This window comes from Vibrio sp. 10N.286.48.C11, assembly GCF_041469805.1.
In the GTDB taxonomy this organism is placed as follows: domain Bacteria; phylum Pseudomonadota; class Gammaproteobacteria; order Enterobacterales; family Vibrionaceae; genus Vibrio; species Vibrio crassostreae_C.
Genome location: NZ_JBFRLK010000072.1, coordinates 35777 through 49362 on the forward strand (window position 1 = coordinate 35777; position 13586 = coordinate 49362).

13 protein-coding genes and 1 pseudogene are annotated in these 13586 nt (G+C 44.4%); 8 read left to right on the top strand and 6 right to left on the bottom strand.

Translation table 11 applies throughout. The annotated features are described in order from the left end of the window. Positions 1-2 precede the first annotated feature (2 nt). The 3 genes from AB4209_RS17130 to arsB all read left to right on the top strand — a co-directional run bounded on the left by AB4209_RS17130 (position 3) and on the right by arsB (position 2109). Positions 3-410, top strand: a complete 408-nt coding sequence (locus tag AB4209_RS17130; protein WP_029235181.1) for a glycine zipper family protein — start codon at positions 3-5, stop codon at positions 408-410. 192 nt (positions 411-602) lie between these two features. Next, positions 603-944, top strand: a complete 342-nt coding sequence (locus tag AB4209_RS17135) for a helix-turn-helix transcriptional regulator (RefSeq protein ID WP_017064015.1) — start codon at positions 603-605, stop codon at positions 942-944. A 109-nt stretch (positions 945-1053) separates the two neighbouring features. Next, positions 1054-2109: an ACR3 family arsenite efflux transporter gene (arsB, locus tag AB4209_RS17140; RefSeq protein ID WP_102320692.1), complete on the top strand. Its 1056-nt coding sequence runs from the start codon at positions 1054-1056 to the stop codon at positions 2107-2109. An 89-nt stretch (positions 2110-2198) separates the two neighbouring features. On the opposite strand, the gene AB4209_RS17145 is transcribed toward arsB, so the two are convergent. Then, complete coding sequence (locus AB4209_RS17145; RefSeq protein WP_102320693.1) at positions 2199-3089, bottom strand: LysR family transcriptional regulator; 891 nt, start codon at positions 3087-3089, stop codon at positions 2199-2201. A 130-nt stretch (positions 3090-3219) separates the two neighbouring features. On the opposite strand from AB4209_RS17145, the gene AB4209_RS17150 reads away from it, so the two are divergent. The 5 genes and pseudogenes from AB4209_RS17150 to glpD all read left to right on the top strand — a co-directional run bounded on the left by AB4209_RS17150 (position 3220) and on the right by glpD (position 9468). Next, complete coding sequence (locus AB4209_RS17150; RefSeq protein ID WP_372056604.1) at positions 3220-3651, top strand: PACE efflux transporter; 432 nt, start codon at positions 3220-3222, stop codon at positions 3649-3651. A 448-nt stretch (positions 3652-4099) separates the two neighbouring features. Beyond that, positions 4100-4899 (top strand): annotated as a pseudogene (locus tag AB4209_RS17155) (MIP/aquaporin family protein). A 113-nt stretch (positions 4900-5012) separates the two neighbouring features. Further along, positions 5013-6533: a glycerol kinase GlpK gene (gene glpK, locus AB4209_RS17160; protein WP_372056606.1), complete on the top strand. Its 1521-nt coding sequence runs from the start codon at positions 5013-5015 to the stop codon at positions 6531-6533. A gap of 292 nt (positions 6534-6825) precedes the next feature. Then, on the top strand, positions 6826-7620 hold the full coding sequence (locus AB4209_RS17165) for a DeoR/GlpR family transcriptional regulator (RefSeq protein ID WP_372056608.1): 795 nt from the start codon (positions 6826-6828) through the stop codon (positions 7618-7620). 288 nt (positions 7621-7908) lie between these two features. Continuing rightward, positions 7909-9468: a glycerol-3-phosphate dehydrogenase gene (gene glpD / locus AB4209_RS17170; RefSeq protein ID WP_372056610.1), complete on the top strand. Its 1560-nt coding sequence runs from the start codon at positions 7909-7911 to the stop codon at positions 9466-9468. Positions 9469-9721: 253 nt separating this feature from the next. Here glpD and AB4209_RS17175 read toward each other — a convergent pair whose 3' ends face one another. The 5 genes from AB4209_RS17175 to AB4209_RS17195 form a co-directional block, all read right to left on the bottom strand. Beyond that, positions 9722-10618 (bottom strand): LysR family transcriptional regulator, encoded by an 897-nt coding sequence (locus tag AB4209_RS17175; RefSeq protein WP_372056612.1) that lies wholly within the window; start codon positions 10616-10618, stop codon positions 9722-9724. Positions 10619-10811: 193 nt separating this feature from the next. Next, positions 10812-11048 (bottom strand): YdcH family protein, encoded by a 237-nt coding sequence (locus tag AB4209_RS17180; protein WP_017067743.1) that lies wholly within the window; start codon positions 11046-11048, stop codon positions 10812-10814. 267 nt (positions 11049-11315) lie between these two features. After that, positions 11316-12188, bottom strand: coding sequence for a radical SAM protein (locus AB4209_RS17185; protein WP_372056614.1), 873 nt, complete (start codon positions 12186-12188; stop codon positions 11316-11318). Between the two features lie 199 nt (positions 12189-12387). Next, positions 12388-12510 (bottom strand): hypothetical protein, encoded by a 123-nt coding sequence (locus tag AB4209_RS17190; RefSeq protein ID WP_258182976.1) that lies wholly within the window; start codon positions 12508-12510, stop codon positions 12388-12390. Between the two features lie 223 nt (positions 12511-12733). Next, positions 12734-13429, bottom strand: coding sequence for an aspartate/glutamate racemase family protein (locus tag AB4209_RS17195; RefSeq protein ID WP_372056616.1), 696 nt, complete (start codon positions 13427-13429; stop codon positions 12734-12736). Positions 13430-13586: the final 157 nt, after the last annotated feature.

The following is a 13586-nucleotide window of genomic DNA, read 5'->3' on the forward strand; positions in this document are numbered from 1 at the left end:
TTGTGAAATTTCCATTCTCTCCAATCGCAGCGATATTGCTTGTAGCATCAAGTTCAGTATTTGCTAATCAAATTATTGTCGATACTAAAGGTGTTGATGAAACACAGTATCACGCCGATCTGTATGAATGTGAGCAATACGCTCAACAAGTGAAGCCTGAAGAGGTCGATTCTCTTGGCAGCGATATTGTCGGTTCAACCGCTAAGGGTGCAGCGCTGGGTGCGGTTGGTGGAGCCGTCTCTGGCGGGAGTGGTCATGATGGTGCAAAAATTGGTGCTGGCATCGGTATTATCAGCGGCGCTTTAAAGCACGGTGCTCAAAAAAGACAATCCGCCGAGCTATCTGAGCAGCAGAAGTTTCAAGTGAATCGTAACTGTATGATCAACCGAGGCTATACCGTTCTTAACTAGCGGATAACCGAGCAAAATGGCGTTTAATCGATGTTCACGCCATTTTGCGTAGCTGAGTCAAAGCAGAGTTCAACCATAGTCCCTGAATCGCCACCTTAAAGTTCGTTCAAATAGACAGTGAGCATTGACCCCTATTTAAAATAGGCTTATCATTAATCGTCTTTTAACGATTAATGAAAGTGAGACGTCAATATGAACTCAACTTGCTCGACATCTGGTGGCTGTTCTCTGCCCATCGAACACGGTGATGCTAAAGCAGAAAAGCAAATGGCCGCACTGGCGAAAGCACTCGCTCACCCAGCAAGAATACGTATATTGAGTATCCTTTCCACGTTAGAAAAATCGGGCGGCTGCTTGAACAGTGATCTGGTGAGTGAATTGGGTTTAGCTCAATCAACGGTATCAGAGCACTTAAGAATATTGAAAGCCTCAGGTTTTATTACGGCTGAGTCGATTCCGCCGAAGATGTGTTACCGCATCGACCGCGACAATATTCAACGCTTCGAATCGATATTTAACAGCATTTTAAAATAGAAGTTCACGCTTGAATGATCGGCTTTGATAGCCTTTACTTTTAAGCGTGTTTTTTTGCCACAACCAATCGTTTTTCGACGATTTACGATATCAACTAAGAGAGATTATCATGAAACCAAAGTTAGGTTTTCTAGATCGCTACTTAACACTGTGGATTTTTATTGCCATGGGCCTTGGTGTACTACTCGGCACCCTATTCCCACAGATCGAACAGTGGAACGATTCAATGTCTGTTGGCACCACTAACATTCCGCTTGCGGTTGGCCTTATCTTAATGATGTACCCACCTCTGGCTAAGGTTAACTACAACCTGCTAGGCACTGTGGTAAAAGATAAGAAAGCCATTAAGCTCTCTTTGATCATGAACTGGATCGTTGGTCCAATTCTGATGTTTGTATTGGCACTAACTTTCTTGGGAGACCACCCAGGTTACATGGTTGGGGTGATTCTGATTGGTCTTGCTCGTTGTGTGGCGATGGTTCTGGTTTGGAACGACATCGGCGGCGGTAACAAAGAGTACGGCGCGGCATTGGTTGCTCTAAACAGTGCATTCCAAGTGGTGAGCTACAGCTTTATGGCGTGGTTGTTCATCAGCGTTCTTCCACCAGTATTTGGTTACGAAGGCATGTTGGTTGATATCTCGATGATCGACATTGCACACAGTGTACTTATCTACCTAGGTATCCCATTCCTAGCGGGCTTCCTAAGCCGTAAGATCCTTGTGTCGATGAAAGGCGAGCAGTGGTACAACGACGTATTTATTCCACGCATCTCTCCAATCACACTGATTGCACTACTGGCAACCATCGTTCTGATGTTCAGCCTGAAAGGTGAAATGATTGTTGAACTGCCAATGGACGTTCTATTAATTGCGGTTCCACTGACTATCTACTTCACTGCGATGTTCTTCATCAGTTTCTTCATCGGTAAAAAGATGGGCATCGAGTACGACAAGAACGCATCAATTGCATTTACAGCAACAGGTAACAACTTCGAGCTAGCGATTGCCGTGGCTATCTCAGTATTCGGTATCAACTCAGACCAAGCGTTTGCAGGCGTTATCGGTCCACTGATTGAAGTCCCTGTGCTGATTTACCTTGTGAACGTGGCGCTTAAGATGAAAGACAAGTACTACAACGGTCAGACGGTTAAACCTAGCGTATAGCATCTACATCTACACCTAGAACTAGAACTAACAAAAAGCAGCATCACTTTGAACAGAAAGGCTCACACGTTAAACGGTGAGCCTTTTCTTTATTCAGTTTCGTCTAATAGGCCTTTCAATGCTTGTTCAAGCCAAAGTAATGCAGGACCTTTTGAGCGTGTTTTAGACAGAACAAGATCAACCGGAGGCGACCATGTTTTGTGATCGAATGAGACATTAATCTCCACTAAACGCTGCTTATTCAGCTCCTCTTCGACAAGGTGCTTGGGTAAGTATGCCCACCCAATATCGCTGCCAAGTACCATCTCTTTGATCACAATAAAGCTGTTTGACCACCATACCTTTCCGGCAATCAGCGGAAACTGATCCATCACCTTGCCTTTGTCTCCCCTCAACATTAACTGACGATGCGGGAGTAAGTCAGTGAGTTTCGCCACACCTGTTTTTGCGAGCGCATGACTTGGATGACACACAGCAATAAACGGTAAGTGACCGATAAAGCATGGCTCAGAACCGACATCAAAAGCCAAGTTGGTAAACATCAATCCAATGTCGGCTCTCTCTTCGATAATTAACGGATTGACCTCTGTTGTGGTACACGCAACCAGTTCAACTTCAGTCGCCGGGAATTGATAACTGAACTGACTAAGGATCTTAGATAAGTTCGGAACCAGTAATGAATCATCTAATGCAATTTTGATGAGCCCCTCTTCACCGCTACCCATCGCACTAACCGTCACATTCAGATCTTCAACCTGAAGCACGATTGCTTTCACCTGTTTAAATAACTGCTCGCCCGCTTTGGTTAGTGAAGGCTTTCGAGTCGAACGATCAAAAAGCTCAACATTAAAATCGATTTCAAGATTACTGATGCCTTGGCTCACCGCCGACTGAACCTTACCCAAATGACGAGCACTGGCAGAAAATGACCCTAATTCAACGGCATACACAAACATTTTCAGCTGTTCAATGTTGTACATTCGGTTTCTCCCAAAACTTACTATCACAATATGTGATGCTAACTATCTTTATATTATCACTTAAGTAGATACTATCTAGCCAAGTCATTAGCCCATCGGCGGCTATTTAATCGTAAAGAGAGTTAGAAAAATGTCACATAAAGAACGCATGTTGCACATGGTGCTATTTGAATTGGTTGCTTTGGTTTTGATGGCAGGGCTTGCAACCTATATTACAGGACACGGCGCAGGTGAAATGGCAGGCTTAGCGCTCGCAATATCATTGATAGCGATGGCTTGGAACTACGTTTACAACTATGGCTACGACAAAATTTACGGAACAGACCGAAGCAAAAGAACCACGAAAACACGTGTCCTGCACGGATTAGGTTTTGAGCTGGGCTTAATGACAGTGACTCTACCTGTCTTGATGTGGGTTCTACAACTCGACTTCCTAACCGTACTGATCATGGACATCGGCCTAGTTATTTTCTTCGTACTTTACGCGATAGCGTTCAACTGGGCGTATGACTCAATTCGAGATCAATTGGTAGCGAAAGGAAAAGTTGCAGCTCTGGTTTAGAGCGGTAAGTTCGTCTCGTATAACAAGAACATACACCCAAATGAAAACTGCCAAACTACAACATAGTTGGCAGTTTATTCATTTATGCATATAAGCTCATTTGTTAACGCCCTTGTTACATAGCAAAAACATCACACAGCCCTCCCTAATTAAGTCTAATAATCCGCCACTCACGAAGTAGCATCACAAATCCAAACATAAACTCCTCGTACCAGTTGCGCATTCATTTACATATAGGTAGTTTGAGCGGCTTCGCAACCTATCAATTCGAGCAATGACGTTCATGCGAGCATCTTTTTCGAGCAAAAGTGTTCGGATTAACATTTCAAGTGACTTTAATTAACAATTTTATGCTCAAACGCTCACTTTTAATGTTCGTTTATTTTCGAGTTCGCAAATATATGCACAATACACGTGCTAGATAAGCAAAACTAAAAAGGACTCGAACATGACAACAAACAAACACCCTTCTTTATTTGGGCAATGCTTGACTGAATTTATCGGTACAGGATTACTCATATTCTTTGGCGTTGGCTGTGTGGCCGCTCTGGTATTAACTGGTGCGACATTCGGACAATGGGAAATCAGCATCATCTGGGGCTTCGGTGTTGCGATTGCAATTTACTGTACTGCAGGTGTTTCTGGTGCACACATTAACTCGGCAGTGACCATCGCACTGGCACTGTTCCATGGCTTTGATAAGGCAAAAGTCGTGCCTTACATTATTTCTCAGCTACTTGGCGCATTCTACTCTGCAGCTTTATTTTACAGCCTATACAGCAACCTATTCACTGACTTAGAAATCGCGCATAACTTCGTTCGTAGCAGCCAAGAGGCACTATCAATCGCAGGTATCTTCTCGACCGACCCACATGCTCACTCTCTTTCTTCGACGCTTTTGCTGTGGAAGTCATGATTTCAGCTGTGTTGATTTTTGTCATTTTGGCGCTCTGTGATGAGAACAATGGCGCATCTTGCGACGCAATGAATCCACTGCTGAACGGTATTCTTATCGCGGTAATTGGTGAGTCTTTAGGTCCACTGACTGGCTTCGCAATGAACCCGGCTCGTGACTTTGGACCAAAACTTTTCGCCTACTTTGCAGGTTGGGATTTCGCATCGAGCAGTGCTCGTGATATTCCTTACTTCATCGTTCCAATTCTTGCTCCAATTGCTGGTGCGTGTTTTGGCGGTTGGTTGTACCCACGTGTTATCGGTGTTTACCTACTAGTAGAAGGCCAAGGCTGAACAATTCCAACCCAATGTGAAACAGCAGAAGAAGCTGAACAAGCTCAAGCTTAATTCCTAAGCGACCCTACATTTACTAAAATATAAATAACAAAACAAAAAGGATTCTTACCATGACCGAGCAAAAATACATTGTTGCCCTAGACCAAGGAACAACAAGTTCACGCGCCGTAATTCTCGACCATGATGCAAATATCGTCAGTTCTTCTCAGCGAGAGTTTACCCAGATTTATCCTAAAGCTGGCTGGGTTGAGCATGATCCAATGGAAATTTGGGCGACTCAAAGCTCTACATTGGTTGAAGCTTTGGCTAAAGCAGGCATTCGCAGCGATGAGCTAGCCGGCATTGGTATCACCAACCAACGTGAAACTACTATTGTATGGAACAAAGAAACTGGCAAACCGGTTTACAACGCAATCGTATGGCAGTGTCGCCGAACTGCCGACATCTGTGAAGACCTTAAAGCGCGTGGCCTAGAAGACTACGTACGTGACAATACTGGCTTAGTCCTTGACCCGTATTTCTCAGGTACCAAAGTAAAATGGATTCTAGACAACGTTGAAGGCGCTCGCGAAGACGCTGAAGCTGGCAAACTACTGTTCGGTACGGTTGATACTTGGTTGGTTTGGAAGATGACTCAAGGACGTGTTCACGTTACGGATTACACTAACGCGTCACGTACTATGTTGTTCAACATCAACGACCTATGCTGGGATCAAAAGCTACTTGATGAAATGGGGATCCCGTCATCAATGATGCCAGAAGTGAAGCGTTCTTCTGAAGTTTACGGTCAAACGAACCTTGGTGGTAAAGGCGGTACTCGTATTCCAATCGCGGGTATTGCGGGTGACCAACAAGCTGCACTTTACGGTCAAATGTGTGTAGAAGCAGGCCAAGCTAAGAACACTTATGGTACTGGTTGTTTCCTTCTAATGAACACAGGCCAAGAGAAAGTCACATCGAAAAACGGCCTTCTAACCACACTGGCATGTGGCCCTAAAGGCGAACCTGCATACGCACTGGAAGGTGCAGTATTCATGGGCGGCGCATCAATCCAATGGCTACGTGATGAAATGAAACTACTGGCTGGCGCAGAAGACTCTGAGTACTTCGCAACCAAAGTAGATTCTTCAAACGGCGTTTACGTAGTCCCTGCGTTTACTGGTTTAGGCGCACCATACTGGGATGCTTACGCTCGCGGTACGATTGTTGGCCTGACTCGTGGTGTTAACTCTAACCACATCATCCGTGCAACCTTGGAAGGTATTGCTTACCAAACGCGTGACGTACTAGACGCGATGCAAGCGGACTCTGGCATCAAGCTAGCAAACCTACGTGTTGATGGCGGCGCAGTAGCGAACAACTTCCTAATGCAATTCCAATCAGACGTGCTTGATACTGAGGTTCACCGCCCTGAAGTAACGGAAGTAACGGCTCTTGGTGCCGCTTACCTTGCTGGCCTAGCGGTTGGTTTCTGGGACAGCATTGACGAGCTTCAAGACAAAGCCGTTCTTAACCGCACCTTCATGCCGCACCACGACGAAGAGAAACGTAACCGCCGTTACAAAGGCTGGAAGCGTGCAATCAAGTGTGCACAGGTTTGGTCTGAACTGTACGATGACGACGAAGAGTAATACTGAGTATTCAGCTCATCGTTAATCATTAATCGTTGACCTAGGAACTCGAGCAGCCTCATCGATTAGATTGCTCGAACCTCAGCAAACGAAACTAAAAAGAGCACTATTTTGTGCTCTTTTTTGCGTTTCAGGCTCAAATTCCATGTTTTGAGCAGCGTTTTTGCGGTTTAGACATGATTCCTTACCATCATTACTTCTCTCTTTTCATCAATTCGAGCACAATAGCGTGAGTTTATATTTTCGATTTTGACGCGCTAGAGCCCTTTGCGCGCAGGGAGTGGTAAGTTAAGTGAAGCAGATACCAAGACACCAGCAGATTGTAGACCTGGTAAAAACACAAGGATATGTGAGTACCGATGAGCTCGTTGAAAAGTTCGATGTCAGCCCACAAACCATCAGACGAGACCTTAATGAACTGGCCGATAGCAACAAAATCCGTCGCTATCACGGTGGTGCAACCATTCCTTTAAGCTCGGAAAATACCTCTTATAACACGCGTAAAGCGCTTAACTTCAACGAAAAAGACGTGATCGCCGACGAGCTGGTTAAGCACATTCCAGATGGTGCAACCTTGTTCGTTGATATCGGCACCACACCAGAATCCGTGGCACGCGCGCTGAACAAAAACCACAAACAACTCAGAGTCGTGACTAACAACATCAACGTTGCCAGTATCCTGCTACCAAACCCAGAGATAAAGGTTATCTTGGCAGGTGGCGAAGTGAGAAACCGTGATGGCGGTATCGTGGGTGAAGCAACACTCGATTTCGTGAAGCAGTTCCGCCTCGATTTCGGCATTCTAGGGATCAGCGGCATCGACTTTGACGGCTCACTGCTTGATTTTGACTACCATGAAGTTCGAGTGAAGCAAGCTATCATCGAAAACAGCCGCAGCATCTTCCTGGCAATCGACCACAGTAAGTTTGGTCGCAACGCAATGGTTAAGCTGGGTAACATCTCTCAAGCACACATGGTGTTCACCAATAAACAGCCACCAGAAGAGATCCTGAACATCCTCAAGGATTCATCGATCCCATTGGAAGTGATCGAGACCGCGTCTCAACCACTAGCGTCGGACGAATAACAAAACGCTCAGAAATCATGTTCATTAAAAGAGCCCATTATTGATAGATCACTTTATCGATAATGGGCTTTTTTGTTACTTGGAAAGTCGCACTTGAACATGATTAATATCACTTCTATGCTCGAATGAGAGTTATTTGGAACCTTCGCTGTCATAATCGAAGGTTTTTTTATGCGCAAATCACATAAAACGCGCATAAACGAAAATAATAAATGACCGCAAACGAAAGTTAATATACGATTCAATTATGTTCTAAAATGCTCGTTCGCTCAGAAAGAGGTCAAAACCATGAGTGCTCAACAAACTAATTCAAACAATAGTACATCTTCAACTCTAGACTTAATCGTTATTGGCGGCGGCATCAATGGTGCGGGTATCGCGGCAGACGCTGCTGGTCGTGGTCTAAACGTTGGTTTATACGAAGCAAATGATTTCGCCTCTGCGACGTCTTCTGCAAGTTCAAAGCTAATCCACGGTGGCTTACGTTACCTTGAACATTATGAGTTTCGTTTAGTTTCAGAAGCACTTGCAGAGCGTGAAGTGTTGCTGAGAAAAGCACCTCATGTTGCACAACCAATGCGTTTCCGTTTACCGCACCGACCATTTTTACGCCCGGCTTGGATGATCCGCTGTGGCCTATTCCTTTACGATAACTTAGGTAAACGTACGACGCTTCCTGGAAGTAAAACGGTGAACTTGGCTCAATCAGGTTTACTGAAGCCAGAAATGAAAACAGGTTTCGAATACTCAGACTGCTGGGTCGATGATGCGCGTATGGTATTGCTGAACGTATTAGCGGCGAAAGAAAACAACGCAGAAATACGCAACTACTGCCGAGTTGAAAAAGCGCACCGCGAAGGCGACATTTGGCACGTAACGATTCTTGATGTGATGACAAACCAACGTTTCGAGCGCAAAGCGAAAGCATTGGTCAACGCAGCTGGCCCTTGGGTGAAACAGTTCTTTGATGATGGTTTAGAGCAGGCTTCGCCTCGTAATATTCGTCTGATCAAAGGCTCGCACATTGTTGTGCCACGCATTCACGACGAACCACAAGCGTACATTCTGCAAAACAAAGACAATCGTATTGTGTTCATGATCCCTTACCTAGATAAGTTCTCGCTCATCGGCACTACCGACCTTGAATACAAAGGCGACCCACGTAACGTCGCAATTGATGATGTCGAAGTAGATTACTTGATTGATATCGTTAACCAGCACTTTGTTAAACAGCTTGGCCGTGAAGACGTGGTTTGGACATACAGTGGCGTAAGGCCGCTTTGTGACGACGAATCTGATTCACCACAAGCGATCACTCGTGACTACACATTGGAATTGGACGCAGAGCTAGATCAAGCACCACTGCTTTCGATCTTCGGTGGCAAGTTGACCACTTATCGTAAACTCGGCGAAGCGGCACTGAACAAGCTAGAACCTTACCTGAAACACATGGGCGCACCTTGGACAGCTAACGACACACTACCGGGTGGTAACTTCAGCTGCAGCAGAGAACAGCTCGCTAAGATGATCCACACCAAGTACCCTTGGATATCAGAAGCACTGTTACTACGTTATGTGACTCAATTTGGTACTTACACTTGGAAGCTGCTGGAAGGTGCAACGAGCGAAGCTGATCTTGGTACCCAATTCTCAAGCGAAGCACACGGCGTTTATCAAGCTGAGATCGATTATTTGATCAATGAAGAGATGGCGATGACTGACGAAGACATCTTGTGGCGCAGAACCAAGCTTGGCCTGTACTTAAGTGAAACAGAGCAGCATGCAGTTTCTAGCTACTTAAAAGAGAATCTTGAAAGCACTGTGGTGAACTTTTCTCAAGTCGGTTAGTTCTTCTAGCAAAACCATCCGCTCCTGAATATAAATAATGACAAAGCTTAGCGCTCCCCACGCAAAGCTTTTTTATTGTCTACTATTCCGCTCAGCCTGAGACTTTATTCACACCTCTATTTTCAACAAAAACTAAATAGTGTTTTATTAATCCGGTTGATTATCAACTTCACAAAAGGTTGCTATTCTTTATCTCAACGAAACAACACATTTAAAAACGCTCACCATGTCAGCGCTTTAATAACGTTTGTCTCTATGTTTTCTCCCAATACGGCGGATTACCATAATATTCAGAGAAGTAGTCAATGAAGGCTCTCACCTTTGGTGCAAGTAACCTTGTGCTTGGGTACACAGCCCAAATTGCAGGCTCTGATGTTAATGGGTAATCTTCTAATATTTGAACCAGCTGACCGCTTTTCAGTTGTTCATAGGCACACCAATTCGATGTCACCGTGATCCCCATACCACCTGAGGCTGCGTCACGCAGTGCTTCCCCGTTATCTGCCCTGAACGACCCAGATGCCTTAATCGTCTTAGGCCCGCTTTCAGCATTGAAGGTCCAGTTTTCTAAACCAATTAAGCTAATACATTGATGATCGTTAAGATCTCGAGGTTTGGCTGGCTTACCATATTTGATTAAGTAATCAGGCGATGCACACACAATACGCTTGTCTGTCGCAAGTTTTCGGGCAATCAGTGTCGAGTCTTTCAGCTCCGAGATACGAATCGCGATATCAAAGCCACCCTCAACAACATCCACCATCGAATCTGATAGCCTGAGATCGACTTTTAACCCAGAGTAGCGCTCTAAGAATCCAGGTAAGGCAGGAACAAGATGCAAACGTCCAAAAGACGCAGATGCGGTAACTCGCAACGTTCCGGTTGGAGAATCACAACCCACACCGACCGCCGATTTGGCAGCATCCACGCTCGATAACACTTCTTCAGCATGAGGTAAGAATGCTTCCCCCTCTTCGGTTAAAGAGACCTTACGAGTGGTTCGGTGGACCAAGCGAACGCCTAAATTGTCTTCCAGTTTACTGATGTGCGAGCTTGCAACAGCAGGAGACAAACCAAGCTCTTGCCCAGCCATGCTGATGTTATGTGTGGAAGCTAAACGAACAAACAATTTGAGGTGTTCAATATTCATGAGATTACCAATAAAATCTTAAAAATCGTGTACCAGTAACCCTCATTATGCGTCATTCACATAACAATACAACGTATTAACTCAGTTGAATTGTGAAGATGTTATTGTGCCAAAACGAAAAAAACTCCCGAAGGAGTTTTTTTGTCTAAGTCTGCAATTCGCCATTTAGCTAATCAGCAAAATTACTAGCTCACTAGCCAGTTAAACGTGCATGCAGTGCATCTTTCAGTACAGAACGATCATGTTTCAGTTGGTGCATCGAGCCGTCATCAATGGGTGAATCTTTCAGCTCAAGCTTACGAATCTCTTTATCAAGGTTGTCGTACGTCTTCATGTCTGCTGCAAAGCCATCGTCAGTTTTAACAAGCTCAGCAATTTTATCTTTCATTTCAGGAAATTCGTGAACAAGAGAATGATTTTCACCTAGCATAGAAACCTCTTAAGTTGAGTAAAGTGATTGGTATTACGCATTCATTATTAACCTTAGCAAGGGAGTCAAATAACAAATGAGATCCAGTACACAGCATAGAATATAGACAATTCAGATTCACAAATTTACAACATCCACCAAGAAAATGGCTTTGCTGATTTTGAATTGTCTCAGCAACGGAAGTAGGTTTATGGCGATTATCCCGCCTCGAAAACAATACTTCTTTCGATTTTTACTTAGCCTGCAAGTATCGTTTTTAACTAAACGCTACCAAGCAAACGTCTGAATAACACTGTCTTTAGCCATTGGGTTTGATGCTATCGCATGGTTCACCTTAGCCAAAAATTGCTCTCTTGAATCAAGCAGGAAACCTTTCTGAGTCACGATGTTATTACCATGGTCGCCCCAATAGAAAGTGTCGATGTTTAGATTCTCAAGCAGATACTTTTCTTCTTCTAAGATCTGAAGTTGCGTCGGCATAACGAACTTGCCATCTTTTACTTCTTGTTCCATCACGGTTCCTGGCTGAATCGCTAACGCCATTGGCGCTATCTGCTCAGGTTTCATGATATTCAGCAACCTTGTTGTCTCGACAATGTGCTCGCGGGAACGCTCACGACCGCCGAGTCCAAAAATAAACGACAGTAGAGTTTCGATACCTGCCTCTTTTGCCAGCGCCATGCCCTCAATCGCTTGCTCTGGTGTCATACGCTTTTTGATATTATCGAGCACAACAGGATCACCAGACTCAAGACCTGCATACGCCATGCTTAACCCTGCACTTTTCAGCTCTTTAAGCTCACTCAAGCTCTTTCTACGAAAATCATTCAAACCGCTATAGAGTGATATTTTTCTACTTTCAGGAAAGGTGTGACGAAGCTTATCCAAAATCTTAAGGAGATAATCCGTACGAGCTGCCATCACGTTGCCATCAATAAGAAAAATCGATTCAACGTAAGGGTAGATCAGGCGTGCTTCTTCAATATCTTTAAACACGTCTTCAATGTCGCGAACCTTAAATCGCTTATCGCTGAACATATTACAGAACGTGCACGTGTTGATACTGCAACCTAAAGTGGTTTGAATCAGAATGCTCTTCGCCTCTGTCCATGGACGATATACTTTTCCCTCGTAATTCATATTGGTTTCTCCGGTCTATAAGCACGAGAGCGTGCTTTAATAAAACAGAGTTTATCAACACCAGTATTCATTGATAATTCGCGATATAGTCGAATCAGTTTTTAGATTTTTTATAAAATAAAAGCCTTGTGACAACACAAGGCTTTGTAGGGGTAACTCTCTACCGGAGCAGCTGAAAATGTGTTTCCACAAAAGAAGATTAGCTGCTGCACCCTTGGGTATGAACTCGATTCATGTCGTCACCGACTTGTGCTTCTTGAGACCCCGTCGATTGGCATCCTGCCACGAATAACAGCGTTACAGATAAGATAAGCCATTTCATAATAAATCCTCTTTCGGTCATGACTAAAGCATAGTGCTTAAAAGCGCGGATACCTCTGTCATTAACTAAAACCTTACCTACCGATAAGGCCTTGGTTAATGAACAAAGCATCGCTTCTTTAACTAACGACCTGCTTTTGTACAAAAAACTTTCACTTCAACGAATGAAAATCGTACAAGAGCGAAAATAGGACAGCTATGGAACTAAGAATAAGAACTAGAAGTTAGTCACTCGTCGCCAAACGTACAGCCGCTTCTGCATGAATGGCTGTGGTATCAAACAAGGGAACATCAGTGTGTTGCTGCTGAATCAGGAGGGCGATTTCAGTACAGCCCAGAATAACGGCTTCTGCACCTTGTTGGCCTAGCTTCTCAATGATTTGACGGTATACATCTCGAGATTCTTCTTTTACTTGGCCTCGACACAGCTCTTGATAAATGATGTTGTGGACTTTCTCTCGGTCACTCTCATCAGGAATCACCACATCGATACCGAATTTGTTAGTCAGGCGGCCTTTATAGAAATCTTGTTCCATCGTGAAAGCCGTGCCGAGTAGTCCGACTTTCTTCACTCCTTGTTCCAGCAGTTTCTGCGCTGTGGTATCAGCGATGTGCAAGATAGGAATCGTGGTCTTCTCTTCGATCTCAGGAACGACCTTATGCATGGTATTGGTACAAATCAGAATGAAATCAGCCCCGCCCTTCTCTACCGATAAAGCCGCGTCCGATAAGATATCCGCCGTCTCAGCCCAGCGACCTTGATGTTGAAGCTTTTCTATCTCATCGAAGTTCACGCTGTACATACAAACCTTTGCAGAATTGAGCCCGCCGAGTGTGGCTTTAAAGCCCTCGTTGATGGATTTGTAGTAGCTCACTGTCGACTCCCAACTCATACCGCCGAGCAAACCGATCGTTTTCATTTCTCTATTCCTTTAATTTCCGACTAACTCGATTAAACCGTCATGCATTGAAAATTTATAGTACGTTCTTGCTTAAAGCGAACCCATAACACCTTATTCCTTTCAAACGATTGCTTTCAAACCGTTCATTCCCAAAACCTCCGCTCACAAAAAAGGC

What these genes read in the sequence shown, in the direction of transcription:
- AB4209_RS17135 (WP_017064015.1), top strand. Translation starts at nt 603, where the DNA reads ATGAACTCAACTTGCTCGACATCTGGTGGCTGTTCTCTGCCCATCGAA.
- arsB (WP_102320692.1), top strand. Translation starts at nt 1,054, where the DNA reads ATGAAACCAAAGTTAGGTTTTCTAGATCGCTACTTAACACTGTGGATT.
- AB4209_RS17145 (WP_102320693.1), bottom strand. Translation starts at nt 3,089, where the DNA reads ATGTACAACATTGAACAGCTGAAAATGTTTGTGTATGCCGTTGAATTA.
- AB4209_RS17150 (WP_372056604.1), top strand. Translation starts at nt 3,220, where the DNA reads ATGTCACATAAAGAACGCATGTTGCACATGGTGCTATTTGAATTGGTT.
- glpK (WP_372056606.1), top strand. Translation starts at nt 5,013, where the DNA reads ATGACCGAGCAAAAATACATTGTTGCCCTAGACCAAGGAACAACAAGT.
- glpD (WP_372056610.1), top strand. Translation starts at nt 7,909, where the DNA reads ATGAGTGCTCAACAAACTAATTCAAACAATAGTACATCTTCAACTCTA.
- AB4209_RS17175 (WP_372056612.1), bottom strand. Translation starts at nt 10,618, where the DNA reads ATGAATATTGAACACCTCAAATTGTTTGTTCGTTTAGCTTCCACACAT.
- AB4209_RS17180 (WP_017067743.1), bottom strand. Translation starts at nt 11,048, where the DNA reads ATGCTAGGTGAAAATCATTCTCTTGTTCACGAATTTCCTGAAATGAAA.
- AB4209_RS17185 (WP_372056614.1), bottom strand. Translation starts at nt 12,188, where the DNA reads ATGAATTACGAGGGAAAAGTATATCGTCCATGGACAGAGGCGAAGAGC.
- AB4209_RS17190 (WP_258182976.1), bottom strand. Translation starts at nt 12,510, where the DNA reads ATGAAATGGCTTATCTTATCTGTAACGCTGTTATTCGTGGCAGGATGC.
- AB4209_RS17195 (WP_372056616.1), bottom strand. Translation starts at nt 13,429, where the DNA reads ATGAAAACGATCGGTTTGCTCGGCGGTATGAGTTGGGAGTCGACAGTG.